Genomic DNA, 19,433 nt, shown 5'->3' on the forward strand with positions numbered 1-19,433 from the left:
CTGCCTGTACTGTAGGAGCGAGCTTGCTCGCGATAGACTCGAGAACGACGCGGAGAATCAGGTTTGCCGCGTTATCGTTGACGACCATCGCGAGCAAGCTCGCTCCTACAACATCAGAAGTGGAAGTTGGTGCTCAGCAAAGCGGTACGACCGGCCGCCTGGTTGGCGAAGTGAGTCGAGAACGCCTTGTCGTAGTAGGTTTCGTCGGTCAGGTTCTGCACGTTCAGTTGCAGGTCGACGTTCTTGGTCAGCTTGTAGGCCGCCATTGCGTCGTAACGAACGTAGGAATCGACCATGGTGGTGTTGGCGGCACTGCCGAACACGTCATCGACATAGAACGCACCGCCACCGATGGTCAGCCTTGGCGTGACCTGATAGGTCGTCCACAGGCTGGCGCTGTTTTTCGGCGTGTTAGGCAGTTCGTTGCCATCGTTCGCTTTGTTTGCCGGCATGTCGCCGCCATCGACTTGCTCGCTGTCCATGTAGGCGTAGCCGGCGAAGACCTGCCATTTGTCGGTGAGCTTGCCGGTGGCCGACAGTTCGACACCTTGAACGCGGGTTTTGCCGACGTTTTCGAAGGTGGTGGTGTTGGTCTGCACTCGAGCGTTTTCTTTCTCGGTGCGGAAGATATCGGCGGTCAGGGACAGACGGTTGTTAAGCAGATCCCACTTGGTGCCGATTTCGTAGTTCTTGGTGGTTTCCGGCTCCATGTCGCTTTTCAGCAGGTTGCCGTTGCGATCCGGCGTGCCGCCCAACGGGTTGCCTTCCGAACCTTCGCCCAGGGTGTTGCCCGGTGGCGTGGCAGACGTCGCGTAAGATGCATAGATGCTGCCGTTCTCGGCTGGTTTGTACACCACGCCGAACTGACCGGTAACGAATTCGCTGGTGTCATCGCCCTTGGACGTGGTCACGCTGGAACCGTTGAAGGTTTTGTATTCGGTGTCGAAATGGTCGTAGCGCAGGCCCATGTTCACCAGCCACTGCTCGGTCAGCGTCAGGGTGTCGAACACGTACAGCGCGTAGGTGTTGGCCTTGGTGTCGGTGCCCGCATAGTTGCGCGAGATGGCGCCGCTCCACGGATCATTCGGGGTCGGGTTGGACAGCGAGGTGCAGTTGTAACCGCTTGGTGCGCCGATCTGTGCCGGCGAGCAGTTGTTGGTTACCGCCGCTGTTCCCGGGGTGGTGTCCGTGTTGACGTTGTACGAGGATTTTTCACCTTCCTCATGGGTGTATTCGACACCGGTGGAGAAACTGTTCTTGAACCCGGCGATATACACATCACCAAACAGGTCGGTCTGGTTGGTGGTGGTCTCGGTGTTGCTCACGCGGGTGTTCGCCCGGCGCCAGACGCTGCCGTTGTTGACGTTGCCCTTGCTGTCGTCCGGCTGGGTCAGGATGTAATCCTGCATGCTGTTGCCGTGGCGCAGGGTGTTCTTGATGGTCAGCGAGTCACTCAGGTCGTGCTCGATGGCAAAGGTCGCGGTGTCGGTGCGGGTCTTGCGGAAGTCGCGATCGGTCAGGCCATAGAAGTTGCTGCTGTCGCCGCCGTCATTCGGCTTGTCCGGATTGGACTTGGTGCGTCCAGCCGCGAGAGTGGTCGGGATCGAGTACGGAATGCCCGAATCCGGCGTGTCGTTGCTTTCGAGGTGGTAGTAGTCGAGGTTGACGCGGGTGTCCGTGCCCAGGCCGAAAGCCAGGGACGGTGCGACACCCCAGCGGTCGTAGTCGACGCTATCACGTCCGGCGACGTTGCTCTCATGGCTCAGCAGGTTCAGACGGCCAGCGGCGGTGTCGGTGAACTGGTAGTTGCCGTCGAAGGTGTAGCGCTGGGTCTGGTCGGAGCCCCAGGTGAAACCACCGTCGAGCGAATCGCCCAGGTGAGCTTTCTTGCTGACCAGGTTGATGCTGCCGCCCGCAGCGCCACGACCGCCAATGGCGGAGTTCGGGCCTTTGCTGACCTCGATCGATTCAACGGCGAAGATTTCGCGGCTCTGGGAACCGGTGTCGCGCACGCCGTCCAGGTAGGTGTCGCCCTGGGCGTCGAAGCCACGGATGAACGGACGGTCGCCTTGCGGGTTGCCACCTTCACCGGCACCGAAGGTGATGCCTGGAACAGTACGCAATGCGTCCTGCATGTTGAGGGCGCCCGTGTCTTTCAGAACCTGTTGCGGAATGACCGTCACTGAGCGCGGAGTGTCGATCAGCGGCGCGGTGTACTTGGGCGAGGAGGCTTTCTCGACGTTGTAGGTTGTCTCGTCCTGGGCTTCGCCGGTGATGGCGGTGGCGCCCAGTGAAATCACTTTGTCCGGTGCTTTTTCGTCGGTTTTTTCCGCCGCGAAAACCATGTGGCCCGCAGAGCCGGCAGTAATCGCCATGCCGATGGCGGATGCGAGCAGACGTGGTGAACTGACCGGTACTTGTGGTTGTTGACGCGACATTTGAATTCCCCTCCCCAAGGATTTGAGGCCGCGGAATATAGGGTAAATAGGTATTCGTAACAATTGCGAAATATTACTATTCGCACTGAATTTACAATCTTTACAATTTAGCCTTACGGTTTCTGCTGACTCATTCGTCAGATGAGTTTTACACAGGCAATAAGAATCAATACCATTGGTATCCCTTTGGTTTCAGGTGCCTCTGTCATGCTGCTGCACATTCCCGGCCTGTTTGAAAAAGACGAGGTGCAGCGCATTCGCGAGGCTCTGGAACAAGCCGATTGGGCCGATGGCAAGATCACCGCCGGGTACCAGTCGGCCAAGGCCAAGCACAATTTGCAGTTGCCGGAAGGCCACCCGCTGGCCAAGGAGATCGGCGCGGCGATGCTGGAACGGTTGTGGAAAAATCCGCTGTTCATGTCGGCAGCGTTACCGCACAAAGTCTTTCCTCCGTTGCTGAACTGTTACACCGCCGGTGGCAGTTTCGACTTTCATATCGACAATGCGGTGCGTCAGCCCAAAGGCGGCATCGAGCGGGTACGCACTGATTTGTCCGCCACGCTGTTCTTCAGCGAGCCTGAGGATTACGACGGCGGCGAACTGGAAATCCAGGACACCTTCGGCACCCAACGGGTGAAGCTGCCCGCCGGCGACATGGTGCTGTACCCAGGCACCAGTCTGCACAAGGTCAACGCGGTGACACGCGGAACGCGACTCGCCTCGTTTTTCTGGACGCAAAGCCTGGTACGCGAGGACAGCCAGCGCGCCCTGTTGTTCGAGATGGACGGGGCGATTCAGCAACTGACTCGCGACATGCCCGATCATCCATCGCTGATCCGCCTGACCGGCACGTATCACAACCTGTTGCGTCGCTGGGTCGAGGTGTAAGTGGCGGATTTCCGTTTACGCCGCGAGGAAATGCTCGACGGTGAGCGCCTGCGCGCGATGCTCGACGAAAGTCCGGCCCGGGCGGCCCAGGCCATTCTGATTGCCGCACGTGAAGGTGAAGTTGAGGCCCAGGCCTTGCTCGGGCAGATTCTGCTCGACGGCCAGGGCATCGCGCAGGACCAACCGCTGGCGCTGAGCTGGTTCGGCATCGCCGCGCGCCAGGGGCATCTGATGGCGCGCAACATGCTCGGTCGTTGTCATGAACATGGCTGGGGTTGTGTTGCTGATGCTTCGCTGGCCGCGCGTCATTACCGGAGTGCCGCAGACGGTGGTCTGGACTGGGCGATGTACAACTACGCCAACCTGTTGGCCACCGGACGCGGTGTGACCGAGGATCAGGTGCGGGCGCTTAGCTGGTATCGGCGTGCGGCGGATCTCGGTCATGCGAAGTCGATGAACCTGCTGGGGCGCTATCTGGAGGAAGGCCGATTTTGCCAGGCCGACCCGGATGCCGCTTTCGAGTGGTATCGACGTTCTGCAGAGGGTGGGGATTTTCGTGGGCAATTCAGCTATGCGGCGGTACTGGCGAGCGGTGGAAAAATCGAAAAGGCCTTGGTGTGGTTGAACAAGGCATTGGCGGCAGGAAATCTGAACTTCCTGCGTGTCAGTGGCGAGGCTCTGTTACACGCTCCTCACCCCGATCTCCGGGCGTTGGCGCCGCGCTTTTCGCAGCGCGCCGTTCAATTGCAAAATCGGGCGCTGGCATGAGCATGTGGGTAGGACCGTCATTGAGGCGAGCGAAAAGGCACTACTCAGGTTTTTCGCTCGCATCAATCGAAGTGCCGCAATCAACCGGATCGAAACCGGTTTAGCTCTTCCATTTCTCGCGCAGAGACTTCATATGCTTCATGAAAATGTCTGATTGTTCAATGAAGCGTTTAACAACCGACTCGAGATCGTCGCTCTCGTGATGTTCGGTAAGTTCCAGGAACTTATTAATGGCGTCGGCGATAACACTCAATTCTTGCGTATAGGAATCTCTGGGTGTTTGTACGGATTGGAATTCTTCCAACTGATTTTTTTGATCCTGCAGGGCATTTATATCTTGTTTGATGCTAGCCAGATTGCGGCGGCGTTCATCCAGTCGTTTTTGGATCTCGCGTCTGGCCTGGATCAGGTCATCATATTTTATTCTGTCACTGATTAAGTTGAGGAGCTTGCTGGCGGCAGAAATTCCTGCCTTGACAAGCTGGAGTTGAGGGGCTGAAAGGTTGAGGTCGGCGAGTTTTTCAGCAGTCAGGAAAAATTCCTTGATGAGCGAGAAGGTGTCTGTCGCTTCAATGAGTTTTATCGCCTCGTTCAGTTCTGATTCGTCTTTGAGCAGTCCTGTTATTGCACTTTCTTCTACTTCGATATACGGAGTAGCGTTGCTGATTGAAGTTTCCAGTTCCTTGATCCGGTATTGGTTGTCGCTGAGTGTCACTGCTTTCAGATTTGTCAGGTTGTTGTTAAGTGCAGTCGAAAGATTTAATGTTTCGGATGTCCCGTCTTCAATTAATTTTTTGATCTCTTTGTAAAAGCTGTCTATCGCCTCCAGCTGTTCTGGTGTGGGTGTTCCTGGTTTCAGGTTTTCAATGGCGCTATGAAAGTATTGGATTTCTTCTATGGGTAGTACCGCGGGGATCAGGGTCAGGGTGCTGAGTGCCTGCTGGTCGGTTGAGTTTATTTCTTCCTGTAGCGACTTTAATTGTTCCCCGAGTACGGGTAAATAAATGGTGCTCAATGTACGGATTTTATAATTGAGCGCATCTCTGCTCTCCTTGATTTTTTTCATGTCGGGTGCGGGGTATTGAAATGAGGTGTCTAGTGTATGTACGGTCATGATTGTCCTGTCTTTAAAAAGGAAGATAAATGGTAGGTGTGTAAGTTGGCATTTGCGGAGTGTCAGGCGTTGCGGGTGACGTTGTTAAAGGCTGTCAATAAGTCGCCCGCCTGCTTTTTTATCGCTGACCAGTTTTCTATCATCGTGTTTAGTCTCGAGACAAAAGACACCAGGTACATGGCGTTGGTGACGCCATCGAGTTTTTTACTGGAAGAGTCGACATATTTCTCTATCAGCTCCCAGAGGCTTTCGAGGTTCGATGAACTGCCAGCAGCATCTTCAATCCTGATTTGCAGGTCCAGGAGGCTGGTTTCGAATGCCCGTAACGACGCAAACGCTGCGCTGATGGTTGCAATCTTTGCTTCGATTTCACGTCGTTCAGTTGTTAGCTGATCCAGTTCTTTCCGAGCTTGCTGGGCCTTGTTTCCATAAATGGTGGACGTGACGATGAAACCAACTGCGCCACCGAGCAGCCCCCACCATTTGCTCTCGGAGTATTCTTCGATTTCCGCCAATTTTTGGTTGATACGCTGGTTGAGGATGTCGAGACTTTCATTGAGCAGTTTTATTTCTTCGTTGAAGTTATGGCTGTTGCAAAGGGCTAATTTTAAACCCATCGCCGGCTTCAGCGAATTGCTGATTTCACGTTTGAATTCGGTGATCTGAGCTTTGGTGGTCTGCGTGCTTGCGCTGTGTTCGGTAATAACTGTTTTGAGCTCGTCAACCAATGCCAATAAAGCCGGAATTTTTTGTTTCTCATCTCCGGTTAATTGAATTTCTGGCAGGTTTTCGATTTCCTCTGGGGTCAGGCCATCGATTTTTTCGGTTCCACTGATGTAGCTGGGTAATCCCTTCAAGTAGTCGATGATGGATTGACTGCTTGAAGTGAAGTTGTCGGAAAATACATGAAGGTCCGTGCCAACTTTCTTCATGTTGGATTCCAGTGGTGACCAGGTTTTAGCGTGTTCTCTCATGGATTTAAACAAGGCTTGCATATCGGCAGATTTAAGCCCGGCGATATTCAGTTGGTCGTACTTGTGTATCTGTTCTATTTCCTCGATTTCGATGGGTAGTTCCAGTCCGGCATTGACGTAGCGCCTGATTTTTCTGATGTCGTCGTTTGTAATCAATAGTCCTTGTTTACGCTCGACACCTTCGAGGGTACCGGAAACGGCCCCCAAGAAATCCGATGTCAGTGAGTTGAGCTCTTCGGCGGTAATGGTCTGTTCTTGAATGGCTAACATGAAAATCCCTTTTATGTATTCTCGTCATTGAGATGCTTGTTGTCGCCACTGAAAAAGTAATGGTGGTTGTGGTTAAAGTTAAGTCTGGAAGAATTTCAATGTGTGTCGGGTAGGAAGTGAAACTCTGCGCTTTGCTGTTTCTATTGGACAAGATGCAGATTTTTGATATCGAAACTTAATGTGTTGTGAAGTTGCTTTGAAATCGCTTTCAAGAGGAAATGGTAGAAACAAAAAAAGGCCTGTGATTACTCACAGGCCTTTTTTGTACAGCAGGCAGGATTTAAACGTAGAACGACTTCAGCGGCGGGAAACCATTGAACTCGACGGCGCTGTAGCTGGTGGTGTACGCACCAGTCGACAGCCAGTACAGGCGATCACCAATCGCCAGGTTCAGCGGCAGGCCATACTTGTAGTTTTCGTACATGATGTCGGCGCTGTCACAGGTCGGGCCGGCGATGACCACTTCTTCCATCTCGCCCTTTTTCTCGGTCCAGATCGGGAACTTGATGGCTTCGTCCATGGTTTCGATCAGGCCGGAGAACTTGCCCACATCCGTGTACACCCAACGCTCTACCGCGGTACGGGATTTACGTGCGACCAGCACCACTTCGCTGACCAGGATGCCGGCGTTGGCGATCAACGAACGGCCCGGCTCGAGGATGATTTCCGGCAGGTCATCACCGAAGTCTTCCTTCAGGAAGCGAATGATTTCTTCGGCGTAGGTTTCCAGGCTGTTGGTGCGGGTGATGTAGTTGGCCGGGAAGCCGCCGCCCATGTTGATCAGCTTCAGGTGGATGCCGTCTTCTTCCTTCAGGCGTTCGAAGATCACTTTGACCTTGGCGATTGCCGCGTCCCAGACGCTGATGTCGCGCTGCTGCGAGCCGACGTGGAACGAGATGCCGTAAGGCACCAGGCCCAGGTCGCGGGCGAGGATCAGCAGGTCCATGGCCATGTCGGTCTGGCAGCCGAATTTGCGCGACAGTGGCCAGTCGGCGGTGGTCGAGCCTTCGGTCAGGATACGAACGTAAACTTTCGAACCCGGGGCGGCCTTGGCGATGTTGCGCAGGTCGGCTTCGGAGTCGGTGGCGAACAGGCGCACGCCCTTCTCGTAGAAGTAGCGGATGTCCTTGGACTTCTTGATGGTGTTGCCGTAGCTGATCTGGTCGGCGCTGACGCCGCGATCGAGCACTTTGTCCAGCTCGTAGATCGAGGCGATGTCGAAGCTCGAGCCTTTCTCTTTAAGCAGGTCGATGATCTCGACAGCCGGGTTGGCCTTTACCGCGTAGTAGACCTTGGCGAATTCGAAACCGGCGCGCAGGTCGTCATAGGCCTGGCTGATCATCGCGGTGTCGATCACCACGAACGGGGTTTCCTGTTTGTCGGCGAACGCCTTCATTTTCTGAAAGGTTTCACGCGCGAAATAGTCTTCGACCTGGATCGACATACTTGGGACTCCTAGTGGCAAACATTAGTAATCAATGGGTGCAAATGAACGTCCTCCGTATCCCCACTTTGGTTCGCCTACTTCCCAAGGCATGTCGCCGAAAGCAAAAAGGCCATGGGAGCGCTGCGCCCTTGGCCTTGCTGTCTCGTCGTCAGTACTTGAGCCGGATGGATCGTTTCCAGCATGGACGTTCGGCGCGAACTTTAGGGCGTGAGGGGCTTGAGATCAACAAAAAATGTCGCGTTTTTGCACTCTTCTGACGCGCGTTACGAGCATCACTCTTTGTAACCGACTCAGATGACAGTCGGATGTTCCCGAAGAATTTTGAAGTGTTAAACATACCTGCACGTTCGACGCTTTTGTGCACAAACTCTCTGATAACTACGATGGCGTCAAAATCGGCGACGTTGGCTGCGAGAAGGTGAGCTGAGAGGGGGTTTGGCTATTTCACAAGGTATTTCTGGATGGCTTTTGCAGGCGCTACTGTTGATATTTTTTTCCGGCCTGTGAGTCTCTGAAAAAACGCACAGAACCTGTGGGAGCGAGCTTGCTCGCGATAGCGTAATGTCAGTCAACGACGTTGTTGGCTGTGAAAATGCCATCGCGAGCAAGCTCGCTCCCACAGGTTTTGCATTTTTATCGAGCCATATGAGCTGTCAGGCGACTACGGCTGCTGTGCTCCCGAACAGGAGCAAGGTCGATCAGGGCGACACTGTTTGACCGACGAAATACGGGAACGGTCGCCGATCAATAGACGTTAAGCCTAAGGCTTACGCTCTTGCGAATGGCTGGGTACTGCTGCGTGGTAACGGTAAATTGAATAATGGTGTTTTGTTGCACATTGTTTAACGTGAATGTCCCGTTCATGTTTCCAGGACCTCGATTGATAGTGGCGCCAGCTGTAGTTGTCGTCCACACGGAGGTAACGCCTGTAATTTCCCGGCCGTCTTTATCGACGAGTTTTGCCGCGATCACCAGTTTGAAGTTTCCCCCTTTTTTGACAAGCTGCGGGTCTGCTAGACCTCCAATGATGATTTGTGTGGGTGGACCAGCCATGACCTTTTGCTCCACGGAGTTGGCCTCTGGTGTCGGTGTGGCAGGTGATGTCGAATCGTTGGTTTTCATGGGTGACCTCTATAACCTGGTAAGTTTGTTTTTGAGAGCATGTCGCTGTGCTCCCGATTGAGTAGAACTTTTTCCAGGCAATAGCGGACCTATCACTTTTGACAGTCTCTAATATTCGTTTGTTAACGATTGCGAATTTACATAGCACCAGCACTTGACCCTGTCTCCGTTTTTCCTCTTGAGGTGGTGATGGGCCAAGCGAAATGGACTATGGAAGATAATCTATCAAGTGAGTGCTACTTCAGCCGGTGAAACAATACTGGTCTTGACGCCGCGGGAGCGACCTGAGCTCAGGTAAGCCGCAATCGACTCCTGAGTGACCTCGCCAAGGAACACCCGCTCGGCATCCATCACCGGCAGCCACGCCCGATTGAACTCGTACATGCGCGACAGCAGGATGCGCAAATGTTCGTCGTACGCTGCCGTGGCGTTGAACTCGCGTTGGTACTGCGCGCAGGTGCCGGTCTGACGGTGCAGGTCGCGACGGCGTACATAACCCAGGGCTTTATTCTCGGCGCAGGTGACCACCACGTAGCGTCGGTCATGCTCGTCCATCAACTCCAACGCTTCGGCCACCGGGGTTTGCGGGCTTACGGAAGGTGCGTTGTCCGCTGCGTCTTCGGCTTTCACCAGCAGCAGGCGTTTCAGCGTGCTGTCCTGACCGACGAAGTTGCTGACAAACTCATCCGTCGGGTGCGCGAGCAGAGTGTCCGGGTGATCGATCTGTAACAGTTTGCCGGCACGGAAGATGGCGATCTTGTCGCCGAGCTTGATCGCCTCGTCGATGTCATGGCTGACCATGATCACGGTCTTGTTCAGCGCTCGCTGCATCTCGAAGAACTCGTTCTGGATCATCTCGCGGTTGATCGGGTCGACCGCGCCGAACGGTTCGTCCATCAGCAACAGCGGCGCATCGGCCGCCAGTGCGCGAATCACGCCGATCCGCTGTTGCTGGCCACCGGACAATTCGCGGGGATAGCGATGCAGATACTGCTTGGGTTCGAGCTTGATCATGCTCATCAACTCGCGGGCGCGGTCGTGGCATTTCTGTTTGTCCCAGCCGAGCAGTTTCGGCACCACCACTATGTTCTCCTCGATGGTCATGTTCGGGAACAAACCGATCTGCTGGATCACGTAGCCGATGTTGCGACGCAGGGTCACTTCGTCGAGGCCGGTGGTGTCTTCGCCGTTGATCAGGATCTTGCCCGAGGTCGGTTTGATCAGGCGGTTGATCATTTTCAGCGTGGTGCTTTTGCCGCAACCCGATGGCCCGAGGAACACGCAGATTTCGCCTTCATTGACGGTCAGGCTTACCGAGTCCACGGCTTTCACATCTTTGCCGTTGCTTTGGAAGGTCTTGCTGAGGTTTTGAAGTTCGATCATTTCAGGAGTCCTTTTGGAGTCAGCGAGCGTTGCAGCCATTGCAGAAGCAGGTCGGCGAAGATGGCCAGCACACTGACCAGCACAGCGCCGACGATCAGCATCGACATGTCGCTGCGGCTGATGGAAGCGAGGATGAGTACGCCCAGGCCACCGGCGCCGATGGTGGCGGCGATGGTCATGACGCCGATGTTCATCACCACGGCGGTGCGCACACCGGCGAGGATCACCGGCACGGCGATGGGAAGTTCGACCATGCGCAGGCGCTGGCCGAAGGTCATGCCAATGCCGCGGGCGGCTTCGCGGATGCCCGGCTCGACATTGGTCAGGGCCAGGTAGGTGTTACGCATGATCGGCAGCAGCGAGTACAGGAACACCGCGGTAATCGCCGGCATCGGCCCCAGGCCCTGGCCGAACTTTGAGTAGAACGGCAGTAGCAGACCGAACAGGGCAATCGACGGCACGGTAAGCAGCACTGTGGCGCTGGCTTGTAACGGAGCGGCGAGGCTCGGGAAGCGTGTCATCAGGATGCCCAGCGGCACGCCAACCAGAATCGCCAGGGTCACGGCGATGCCGACCAGCGTGATGTGCTGCCAGGTTAGGTGAAGCACTTGTGCCCAGTCGAGATGGGAAAAGGCGTTGAGAAAATTCATAACGTCTGCTCCTCAGTTCAACGGATGCTGACGCAGAAAGTCTGCGGCAACGGATGACGGGCTTTGGTGATCGACATCGACCCGCGCGTTGAGCTGGCGCATGGTTTCGTCGTCGAACAGGTCGGCCAGCGGCTTGAGCTGCGCGGCCAGTTGTGGGTGCGCGTCGAGGTAGTCCTGACGCACCACCGGTGCAGCGGTGTAGTCGGGGAAGTAGTGTTTGTCGTCTTCCAGCAGTTTGAGCTTGAAGGCGCTCAGGCGTCCGTCCGTGGTGTAGACCAGACCGGCAAACACCTGACCGTTGCGCAGGGCGGTATAGACCAGTCCCGCGTCCATTTGACGGATATTGCGACGGGTCAGGTCCATGTCGTAGAGCTTGACCATGCCGGCCAGACCGTCGGAGCGGTTGGCGAACTCGGTGTCCAGCGCCACCAATGGATTGTCTTTGGCTTCGTCACGCAATGCCCGGTCGAGATCGCTGATGGTGTGGATCTGCGGATACTGGGCCGCGATCTTTTCCGGCAGTGCCAAGGCGTAGGTGTTGCTGAATTTCGACGGCGAGAGCCAGGTCAGGCCTTTCTTCGCGTCCAGCTCGGTGACTCGTGCCAACGACTGCTGACTGTCGAGTTTTTCCGTGACGTGGTTGTAGGAAACCAGCGATACGCCGGTGTACTCCCAGACCATGTCCAGTTGGCCACTCTCCTGTGCACTGCGGGCCAGATTGCTACCCAAGCCGCCGGTGACCTGAGCGTCGTAGCCTTTGGTTCGCAGGTATTGGGCGGTGATTTCCGCCAGCAGGGTTTGTTCGGTAAACACCCGGGCGCCAATGCGGATCAAGGGTTTGTCAGCGGCTTGGGCAAATCCTGCGAACAGCAGGACGCAGCCTAGTAAAAAGCTTGAAGTTTTCATGACGATTCCTTTGCCGAGGCTTAAGACGGGCGCAAGCCGCGTTCGAGCCAGAGGCGGCTGGCGAGTGTCACCAGGCCGTCGAGCAACAAGGCCAGCAGGGCGGTGAAAGCGGCGCCGAGCAGCAATTGCGGCTGATTGTTCAGGGCAATGCCGGGGAAGATCAGGCTGCCAAGGCTGTTGGCGCCAATCAGGAACGCCAGCGGCGCCGTCCCGACATTGATCGCCAATGCCACGCGTACACCACCGATGATGATCGGCACGGCGTTGGGCAACTCGACTTTCCACAGCACCTGGCGCGGGGTCATGCCGATGCCTACCGCGGCTTCCTTGAGCGAACCCTGAACGTTTTTCAGGCCTTCATAGGTATTGCGCACGATGGGCAGCAGCGAGGCGAGGAACAGGGCGAAGATGGCAGGGCCGCTGCCGATGCCAAGGATGCCCAGCGCAATGGCGAGGACGGCGAGAGGCGGAACGGTGTTGCCGATGTTGAAGAACTGCATGAAGCGTTCGGCGCGGCCGACCATGGACGGGCGGCTGAGGAGGATGCCGGCGGGGATGCCCACGACAAGGGCGGCCAGCATGGAAGCGAGGACGAGAACCAGATGAGCTTGCAGGTAAAACAACAAATCGTCGCGGTAGTGTTCGATCGTGTTGATGCCGATCCATTGGATCAGCAGGGCCAGAAGGGCGATTACCAGCGCGCCTCCTATCAGCCCTTTGCCATAGTGGATAGCCACAGGCGGACTCCTTTTTTCAGTCGGCGAACACTTTTTCGTGTGGCAACGCCATTCCTGGCTGCCGAAAAAATGATCGCGATAAGCAGCTCTTGCCGAGCGCGTTCCACTGTAGGAGCGAGCCTGCTCGCGATGGGCGTCCAGACAACGCGTACATTCAGGTACCCAGCGTTATCGTTGACGTTCATCGCGAGCGAGCTCGCTCCTACAGAGGGTAGGCGCACGACTGTTGAGCCATGAGCACAGCCTCGTCAGGCCGATTTGCAGGTGTTTCAGGCCCCCGACGAGTGGTCGTAACGGGGGAGTGGACGTCTCCGTGCTTTAAAAGGTTCCCATCTGCGGCAGCATTTGGCCACCCCTAATGTGCTCAACGGTTCGGTTCTTGGATCAACTTGGGCTATAATCTGCGCCCTTTTTTGAATCACCTGCCAGGCGATTTCCCATGACCAAACAGGCCGCCGAAGTCGCGAAACGCCGCACTTTCGCCATTATTTCCCACCCCGATGCCGGTAAGACCACCATCACCGAGAAGCTCTTGCTGATGGGCAAGGCGATTGCGGTAGCCGGTACGGTGAAATCTCGTAAATCCGATCGCCATGCCACCTCCGACTGGATGGAAATGGAAAAGCAGCGTGGTATCTCCATTACCACGTCGGTCATGCAGTTCCCGTATCGCGAACACATGATCAACCTGCTCGACACCCCGGGCCACGAAGACTTCTCCGAAGATACCTACCGCACCCTGACCGCGGTGGACTCGGCGTTGATGGTCCTCGACGGCGGTAAAGGTGTAGAGCCACGGACCATCGCCCTGATGGACGTCTGTCGTCTACGTGACACGCCGATCGTCAGCTTCATCAACAAACTCGACCGTGACATCCGCGACCCGATCGAACTGCTCGACGAAATCGAAGCAGTCCTCAAGATCAAGGCTGCGCCGATCACCTGGCCGATTGGTTGCTACCGCGACTTCAAAGGCGTGTATCACCTCGCCGATGACTACATCATCGTGTACACCGCCGGTCACGGCCACGAGCGCACCGAAACCAAGATCATCGAGAAGCTCGATTCCGATGAAGCCCGCGCCCACCTGGGTGACGAGTACGAGCGTTTCATCGAACAGCTGGAACTGGTGCAGGGCGCCTGCCACGAGTTCAACCAGCAGGAGTTCCTCGACGGTCAGTTGACCCCGGTGTTCTTCGGTACGGCACTGGGCAACTTCGGTGTCGACCACGTGCTCGACGCCGTGGTTGATTGGGCGCCGCGCCCACTGGCACGCGTGGCCAACGAGCGCACCGTGGAGCCGGTGGAAGAGAAGTTCTCGGGCTTCATCTTCAAGATCCAGGCGAACATGGACCCGAAACACCGCGACCGTATCGCCTTCATGCGTATCTGCTCCGGCAAGTACGAAAAAGGCATGAAGATGCGCCACGTGCGCACCGGCAAGGACGTGCGGATCGGCGACGCGCTGACCTTCTTCTCCTCCGAGCGTGAGCAACTGGAAGAAGCGTTTGCCGGCGACATCATCGGCCTGCACAACCACGGCACCATCCAGATCGGCGACACCTTCAGCGAAGGCGAAGTCCTGGGTTTCACCGGCATCCCGCACTTCGCCCCGGAACTGTTCCGTCGCGTACGCCTGAAGGATCCGCTGAAATCCAAGCAACTGCGCCAGGGTCTGCAACAGCTGGCCGAAGAAGGCGCGACCCAGGTGTTCTTCCCGGAGCGCAGCAACGACATCATCCTCGGCGCCGTCGGTGTGCTGCAGTTCGATGTGGTCGCCAGTCGCTTGAAAGAGGAATACAAGGTCGAGTGCTCCTACGAGCCGATCACCGTTTATTCCGCGCGCTGGATCGAATGCAGCGACAAGAAGAAGCTTGAGGAATTCTCCAACAAGGCTGTGGAAAACCTGGCACTGGACGGCGGTGGTCACCTGACCTACCTCGCGCCTACGCGGGTCAACCTGGCGTTGATGGAAGAGCGCTGGCCGGACGTGAAATTCCGTGCGACGCGTGAGCATCACTAAGCGCTGAGTTGCAAATCCCAAAAGCCCCGTTGCGAAAGCTGCGGGGTTTTTTATTGCCGGTCACATACCTCTGTGGGAGCGAGCTTGCTCGCGATAGCGGTCTGTCAGTCGCAAGTGATGTTGACTGACATGACGCCTTCGTCGGAACGCCGCCCGGAGCAAGCCCGCTCCCACAGGGTTCCTCGGTGTTAGTGGAATTGTGAATAACCCCTATTCCAAACCAATCTCCCAACCCTCTGCATTTTCCCCCGCTCGACAGCGTCCAATCTGGAGAACCCGGCTGATCGGAACTAGATTTGACTCAGCGCCAGACAGGCACTCAACGAAAGGAAGGAATCGGCTATGAATAGGTTGTTTCGCGTTTTACTGCTGTTGAAGGTGATGGTGATGCTCTCGCTCGGCACTTCGATGGCGTGGGCCGAGTGTATCGATCATGGGGAGCAGGCTTCGAGCGGGCAGGCGGGTTACGCGGGGTTGATGCTCGCCAAGTCCGAATCGGAACCGGGAGATCAGGGGCAGGGTGGTGCGGACAACGACGATGACTCGACCACCGACGAGCCAGACTCCGATGAGGAAGAGGGCGACAGCCAGACGTAGTCGCTCGATTGCAGGCAAAAGAAAACCCCTTCTACCTGAGTGATGCGCAATCGAGGCGGAAGGGGGCGGGTTAACGCTTGACTACTTGAGCTACTCAATCCCTGTGGGAGCGGGCTTGCTCGCGAAAGCGATCTGTCAGTCGACTTTGATACTGACTGGAATGACGCCTTCGCGAGCAAGCCCGCTCCCACATTTTTTATGCCGCGCCGTCGAGGAATTGCTCGGCGTAGTGGCAAGCCACCTGGCGGCCGGCGAGCAGGCGCAGGGGCGGCTCTTCAGTGCTGCATCGCTCGGTGGCGTACGGACAGCGCTTGTGGAAGGCGCAGCCGGACGGCGGGTTCAGCGGGTTGGGCAGTTCGCCGACGATCTTGATTTTCGGCTTGTTCGGATCCGGGTGGATGGCCGGCGTCGCCGACAACAGCGCCTGGGTGTAGGGGTGCAGGGGACGGGAGTAAATGTCCTCTTTCGTGCCCATTTCCACCGGACGACCGAGGTACATCACCATCACGTGGTCGGCAACGTGACGTACCACCGCCAGGTTGTGGGAGATGAACACATAGGCGGTGTTGAACTCTTGCTGCAAATCCATGAACAGGTTGAGCACCTGCGCCTGAATCGACACGTCCAGCGCCGAGGTCGGTTCGTCCGCCACCAGCACTTTCGGTTGCAGCATCATTGCACGGGCCAGGGCGATCCGCTGGCGCTGACCGCCGGAGAACATGTGCGGATAACGCTGGTAGTGCTCGGGGCGCAAGCCCACCTGCTTCATCATCGCCTGGACTTTCTCACGACGTTCCGCGGCGCTCAGGTTGGTGTTGATCAGTAATGGCTCTGCAAGCTGATCACCGACTTTCTGCCGTGGGTTCAACGAGGCGTACGGGCTCTGGAACACCATCTGCACGTCTTTGCGCAGTTGCTTGCGCTGGGCCTTGTCGGCACCGGCGACTTCCTGCCCGGCGATTTTCAAGGAGCCGGAGGACGGCTCTTCGATCAGGGTCAGGGCACGGGCCAGGGTGGATTTGCCGCAACCCGACTCACCGACGACAGCGAGGGTCTTGCCGGCTTCCAGTTCGAACGACACGCCGTTGAGGGCGCGCACGGTGGCGTGACCCTTGAACAGGCCTCGGGACACCTCGTAGTGACGGGTCAGGTCGCGGGCGGTAAGAACGACGGCCATTACGCCACCTCCTGGTTCAGCGGGTAGAAGCAGCGAGCGAGGCTGTTGCTTTTCTGGTCAAGGGCCGGACGTTGTTGACGGCAGTTGTCTTTCACGTACGGGCAGCGCGGCGACAGCAGGCAACCCTGCGGACGGTCGTAGCGACCGGGAACGATGCCCGGCAGGGTCGACAGGCGCGCGGCGCCCAGGCTGTGTTCCGGAATCGCCTTGAGCAGCGCTTCGCTGTACGGGTGCGCCGGGATGTCGAACAGTTGCGGCACCTGACCGACTTCGACCGCTTGGCCGGCGTACATCACGCACACACGCTGGGCGGTTTCGGCAACGACCGCGAGGTCGTGGGTGATCAGCACCAGACCCATGTTCTGCTCTTTCTGCAATGCCAGCAGCAGGTCCATGATCTGCGCCTGGATGGTGACGTCCAGTGCCGTGGTCGGTTCGTCGGCGATCAGCAGTTTCGGTTCGCCGGCAATCGCCATGGCAATTGCGACACGCTGGCTCATACCACCGGACAGTTGATGCGGGTAGGCGTCCATACGGCTGGCGGCACCCGGGATTTCAACCTTTTCCAGCAGTTCGATGGCGCGCTTGCGGGCGGCTTTGCCGGACATTTTCAGGTGCAGGCGCAGCACTTCTTCGATCTGGAAGCCGACGGTGTAGCTCGGGTTCAGCGCGGTCATCGGATCCTGGAAGACCATGGACAGGTCTTTACCGACGATCTGCCGACGCTGGTGATTGTTGAGCTTGAGCATGTTCTTGCCGTCGAAATTCAGGGCGTCGGCGGTGACGATCCCCGGATGTTCGATCAAGCCCATCAGCGCCATCATGGTCACGGACTTGCCGGAACCCGATTCGCCAACGATGGCCAGCACTTCGCCCTTGTCCACTTGCAGGTCGAGGCCATCGACCACTGGCGTGGCATTTTTGTCGCCGAAGCGAACGTTGAGATTCTTGATTTCTAGCAGTGACATGGGAATCTCCTCAGGCGGCGTTCTTGAGTTTCGGGTCCAGCGCGTCGCGCAGGCCGTCACCCATCAAGTTGATTGCCAGCACGCTGAGCAAAATGGTCAAACCAGGTAGGCTCACCACCCACCAGGCGCGTTCGATGTAGTCGCGGGCCGAAGCCAGCATGGTGCCCCACTCAGGGGTTGGCGGTTGTACGCCAAGACCGAGGAAACCCAGTGCGGCGGCATCGAGGATTGCCGAGGAGAAGCTCAGGGTGGCCTGAACGATCAGCGGCGCCATGCAGTTAGGCAGCACGGTAACGAACATCAGGCGCGGCAGGCCGGCACCGGCCAGGCGTGCGGCGGTCACGTAGTCGCGGTTCAGTTCGCCCATCACCGCAGCACGGGTCAGACGAACGTAGGACGGCAGGGACACCACGGCGATGGCGATCACGGTGTTGATCAGGCCAGGGCCGAGGATGGCGACGATCGCCACGGCCAGCAGCAGGGACGGCAGGGCCAGCATGATGTCCATCAGGCGCATGATGGTCGGGCCGAGCACGCGCGGGAAGAACCCGGCGAGCAGGCCCAGCAGGATGCCCGGAATCAGCGACATCACCACCGACGACAAACCGATCATCAGCGACAGGCGCGAACCATTGATCAGGCGCGACAGCAGGTCGCGGCCCAGTTCGTCGGTGCCGAGCAGGAATTGCAGTTGCCCACCTTCCAGCCAGGCCGGCGGGGTCAGCAGGAAATCGCGGTACTGCTCGCTCGGATCGTGGGGGGCAACCCACGGGGCGAAGATGGCGCAGAAAATCACCAGCAGCATGAACATCAGGCCGGCGACGGCACCTTTGTTCTTGGAGAACGCTTGCCAGAATTCTTTGTACGGTGACGGGTACAGCAGGCTTTGATCGACTGCTACCGATGGAATTGGAGTGGTCATGTTCATGATCTCAGCGCTGATGACGGATGCGTGGGTTGGCAAAGCCGTAGAGGATGTCCACTACGAAGTTGACCACAATCACCAGGCAGGCGATTAACAGGATGCCGTTTTGCACGACGGGGTAATCCCGGGCGCCAATGGCTTCGATCAGCCATTTGCCGATGCCCGGCCACGAGAAGATGGTTTCGGTGAGGACCGCACCGGCCAGCAGGGTGCCGACTTGCAGGCCGACCACGGTCAGTACCGGAATCAGCGCGTTACGCAGACCGTGCACGAACACCACGCGCGATGGCGACAGGCCCTTGGCCTTGGCGGTGCGAATGTAGTCTTCACGCAGCACTTCGAGCATCGAGGAACGGGTCATCCGCGCGATCACCGCCAGCGGGATGGTGCCCAGCACGATGGCCGGCAGGATCAGGTGATGCAGGGCATCCAGGAACGCGCCGACGTCATCGGCCAGCAGCGTGTCGATCAGCATGAAGCCGGTGCGTGGCTCGATGTCGTACAGCAGGTCGATCCGCCCGGAAACCGGAGTCCAGCCAAGGCTCACCGAGAAGAACATGATCAGGATCAGGCCCCACCAGAAGATCGGCATCGAGTATCCCGCCAGGGAGACGCCCATCACCCCGTGGTCGAACAGGGACCCTCGCTTGAGTGCCGCGATCACCCCGGCCAGAAGGCCCAGGATGCCGGCGAACAACAGGGCGGCCATGGACAGTTCCAGGGTCGCGGGGAACAGGGAGGTGAACTCGCTCCACACGCTTTCACGGGTACGCAGGGATTCCCCGAGATCGCCGTGGGCCAGCTTGCCGATGTAATCCAGGTACTGGGCATACAGGGGTTTGTTCAGACCTAGGCGTTCCATTGCCTGAGCGTGCATTTCGGGATCGACCCTACGTTCTCCCATCATGACTTCTACGGGGTCGCCCGGGATCATGCGAATCAACGCGAAAGTCAGCAAGGTGATGCCGAAGAACGTGGGGATCAACAACCCCAGTCGGCGGGCAATAAAACTAAACATCGTGTGTTGTACCTCATCAGCCGGTTAG

General features: G+C 57.4%; 17 protein-coding genes. 4 read left to right on the top strand and 13 right to left on the bottom strand.

Annotated features, from left to right (window positions below; genetic code table 11):
• Positions 1-113: 113 nt before the first annotated feature.
• Positions 114-2,438 carry a TonB-dependent receptor gene (locus tag AC3IT6_RS03790; RefSeq protein ID WP_489354332.1) on the bottom strand — a complete coding sequence of 775 codons (2,325 nt, stop codon included), beginning with the start codon at positions 2,436-2,438 and terminating at the stop codon, positions 114-116.
• Positions 2,439-2,645: 207 nt separating this feature from the next.
• On the opposite strand from AC3IT6_RS03790, the gene AC3IT6_RS03795 reads away from it, so the two are divergent.
• Together AC3IT6_RS03795 and AC3IT6_RS03800 are read left to right on the top strand one after the other, a co-directional pair.
• Positions 2,646-3,326, top strand: a complete 681-nt coding sequence (locus AC3IT6_RS03795; RefSeq protein ID WP_489354333.1) for a Fe2+-dependent dioxygenase — start codon at positions 2,646-2,648, stop codon at positions 3,324-3,326.
• Positions 3,327-4,094, top strand: a complete 768-nt coding sequence (locus tag AC3IT6_RS03800; RefSeq protein ID WP_489354334.1) for a tetratricopeptide repeat protein — start codon at positions 3,327-3,329, stop codon at positions 4,092-4,094.
• 100 nt (positions 4,095-4,194) lie between these two features.
• Here AC3IT6_RS03800 and AC3IT6_RS03805 read toward each other — a convergent pair whose 3' ends face one another.
• The 8 genes from AC3IT6_RS03805 to AC3IT6_RS03840 form a co-directional block, all read right to left on the bottom strand.
• Positions 4,195-5,208 carry an alpha-xenorhabdolysin family binary toxin subunit B gene (locus AC3IT6_RS03805; RefSeq protein ID WP_489354335.1) on the bottom strand — a complete coding sequence of 338 codons (1,014 nt, stop codon included), beginning with the start codon at positions 5,206-5,208 and terminating at the stop codon, positions 4,195-4,197.
• A 62-nt stretch (positions 5,209-5,270) separates the two neighbouring features.
• Positions 5,271-6,452 carry an alpha-xenorhabdolysin family binary toxin subunit A gene (locus AC3IT6_RS03810; protein ID WP_489354336.1) on the bottom strand — a complete coding sequence of 394 codons (1,182 nt, stop codon included), beginning with the start codon at positions 6,450-6,452 and terminating at the stop codon, positions 5,271-5,273.
• Between the two features lie 280 nt (positions 6,453-6,732).
• Positions 6,733-7,896 carry a type III PLP-dependent enzyme gene (locus tag AC3IT6_RS03815; protein ID WP_150727471.1) on the bottom strand — a complete coding sequence of 388 codons (1,164 nt, stop codon included), beginning with the start codon at positions 7,894-7,896 and terminating at the stop codon, positions 6,733-6,735.
• Positions 7,897-8,643: 747 nt separating this feature from the next.
• Complete coding sequence (locus AC3IT6_RS03820; protein ID WP_489354337.1) at positions 8,644-9,021, bottom strand: hypothetical protein; 378 nt, start codon at positions 9,019-9,021, stop codon at positions 8,644-8,646.
• 225 nt (positions 9,022-9,246) lie between these two features.
• Positions 9,247-10,404, bottom strand: coding sequence for an osmoprotectant ABC transporter ATP-binding protein OsmV (locus tag AC3IT6_RS03825; protein ID WP_489354338.1), 1,158 nt, complete (start codon positions 10,402-10,404; stop codon positions 9,247-9,249).
• Complete coding sequence (locus AC3IT6_RS03830) at positions 10,401-11,054, bottom strand: ABC transporter permease (protein WP_489354339.1); 654 nt, start codon at positions 11,052-11,054, stop codon at positions 10,401-10,403. Before AC3IT6_RS03830 ends, AC3IT6_RS03825 begins: the two co-directional genes overlap by 4 nt.
• A 12-nt stretch (positions 11,055-11,066) precedes the next feature.
• Positions 11,067-11,960 carry a glycine betaine ABC transporter substrate-binding protein gene (locus tag AC3IT6_RS03835; protein ID WP_489354340.1) on the bottom strand — a complete coding sequence of 298 codons (894 nt, stop codon included), beginning with the start codon at positions 11,958-11,960 and terminating at the stop codon, positions 11,067-11,069.
• A 20-nt stretch (positions 11,961-11,980) separates the two neighbouring features.
• Positions 11,981-12,697 carry an ABC transporter permease gene (locus tag AC3IT6_RS03840; RefSeq protein WP_489354341.1) on the bottom strand — a complete coding sequence of 239 codons (717 nt, stop codon included), beginning with the start codon at positions 12,695-12,697 and terminating at the stop codon, positions 11,981-11,983.
• Between the two features lie 439 nt (positions 12,698-13,136).
• Between AC3IT6_RS03840 and AC3IT6_RS03845 the strand changes: the two genes are divergently transcribed.
• Both AC3IT6_RS03845 and AC3IT6_RS03850 read left to right on the top strand, forming a co-directional pair.
• Positions 13,137-14,720, top strand: a complete 1,584-nt coding sequence (locus AC3IT6_RS03845) for a peptide chain release factor 3 (RefSeq protein ID WP_060541686.1) — start codon at positions 13,137-13,139, stop codon at positions 14,718-14,720.
• Between the two features lie 342 nt (positions 14,721-15,062).
• On the top strand, positions 15,063-15,317 hold the full coding sequence (locus AC3IT6_RS03850; protein ID WP_223458639.1) for a hypothetical protein: 255 nt from the start codon (positions 15,063-15,065) through the stop codon (positions 15,315-15,317).
• Positions 15,318-15,513: 196 nt separating this feature from the next.
• On the opposite strand, the gene AC3IT6_RS03855 is transcribed toward AC3IT6_RS03850, so the two are convergent.
• Genes AC3IT6_RS03855 through AC3IT6_RS03870 form a run of 4 tightly spaced genes read right to left on the bottom strand, consistent with a single transcriptional unit; the run spans position 15,514 to position 19,405 of the window.
• Positions 15,514-16,494, bottom strand: coding sequence for a peptide ABC transporter ATP-binding protein (locus AC3IT6_RS03855; protein ID WP_223448115.1), 981 nt, complete (start codon positions 16,492-16,494; stop codon positions 15,514-15,516).
• Complete coding sequence (locus AC3IT6_RS03860; protein ID WP_489354342.1) at positions 16,494-17,462, bottom strand: ABC transporter ATP-binding protein; 969 nt, start codon at positions 17,460-17,462, stop codon at positions 16,494-16,496. The genes AC3IT6_RS03855 and AC3IT6_RS03860 overlap by 1 nt, the downstream gene beginning before the upstream one ends.
• A 10-nt stretch (positions 17,463-17,472) precedes the next feature.
• Positions 17,473-18,384, bottom strand: a complete 912-nt coding sequence (locus AC3IT6_RS03865) for an ABC transporter permease subunit (protein ID WP_150727462.1) — start codon at positions 18,382-18,384, stop codon at positions 17,473-17,475.
• Between the two features lie 10 nt (positions 18,385-18,394).
• Positions 18,395-19,405, bottom strand: a complete 1,011-nt coding sequence (locus AC3IT6_RS03870) for an ABC transporter permease subunit (RefSeq protein WP_150727461.1) — start codon at positions 19,403-19,405, stop codon at positions 18,395-18,397.
• Between the last annotated feature and the right edge of the window lie 28 nt (positions 19,406-19,433).

Source organism: Pseudomonas sp. KH_017 (assembly GCF_057840285.1).

Bases quoted from the DNA above. Each gene is read 5' to 3' on its own strand.
- AC3IT6_RS03820 (WP_489354337.1), bottom strand. From the start codon at position 9,021: ATGAAAACCAACGATTCGACATCACCTGCCACACCGACACCAGAGGCC.
- AC3IT6_RS03805 (WP_489354335.1), bottom strand. From the start codon at position 5,208: ATGACCGTACATACACTAGACACCTCATTTCAATACCCCGCACCCGAC.
- AC3IT6_RS03795 (WP_489354333.1), top strand. From the start codon at position 2,646: ATGCTGCTGCACATTCCCGGCCTGTTTGAAAAAGACGAGGTGCAGCGC.
- AC3IT6_RS03810 (WP_489354336.1), bottom strand. From the start codon at position 6,452: ATGTTAGCCATTCAAGAACAGACCATTACCGCCGAAGAGCTCAACTCA.
- AC3IT6_RS03830 (WP_489354339.1), bottom strand. From the start codon at position 11,054: ATGAATTTTCTCAACGCCTTTTCCCATCTCGACTGGGCACAAGTGCTT.
- AC3IT6_RS03855 (WP_223448115.1), bottom strand. From the start codon at position 16,494: ATGGCCGTCGTTCTTACCGCCCGCGACCTGACCCGTCACTACGAGGTG.
- AC3IT6_RS03815 (WP_150727471.1), bottom strand. From the start codon at position 7,896: ATGTCGATCCAGGTCGAAGACTATTTCGCGCGTGAAACCTTTCAGAAA.
- AC3IT6_RS03845 (WP_060541686.1), top strand. From the start codon at position 13,137: ATGACCAAACAGGCCGCCGAAGTCGCGAAACGCCGCACTTTCGCCATT.
- AC3IT6_RS03860 (WP_489354342.1), bottom strand. From the start codon at position 17,462: ATGTCACTGCTAGAAATCAAGAATCTCAACGTTCGCTTCGGCGACAAA.
- AC3IT6_RS03870 (WP_150727461.1), bottom strand. From the start codon at position 19,405: ATGTTTAGTTTTATTGCCCGCCGACTGGGGTTGTTGATCCCCACGTTC.
- AC3IT6_RS03835 (WP_489354340.1), bottom strand. From the start codon at position 11,960: ATGAAAACTTCAAGCTTTTTACTAGGCTGCGTCCTGCTGTTCGCAGGA.
- AC3IT6_RS03865 (WP_150727462.1), bottom strand. From the start codon at position 18,384: ATGACCACTCCAATTCCATCGGTAGCAGTCGATCAAAGCCTGCTGTAC.
- AC3IT6_RS03825 (WP_489354338.1), bottom strand. From the start codon at position 10,404: ATGATCGAACTTCAAAACCTCAGCAAGACCTTCCAAAGCAACGGCAAA.
- AC3IT6_RS03850 (WP_223458639.1), top strand. From the start codon at position 15,063: ATGAATAGGTTGTTTCGCGTTTTACTGCTGTTGAAGGTGATGGTGATG.
- AC3IT6_RS03790 (WP_489354332.1), bottom strand. From the start codon at position 2,438: ATGTCGCGTCAACAACCACAAGTACCGGTCAGTTCACCACGTCTGCTC.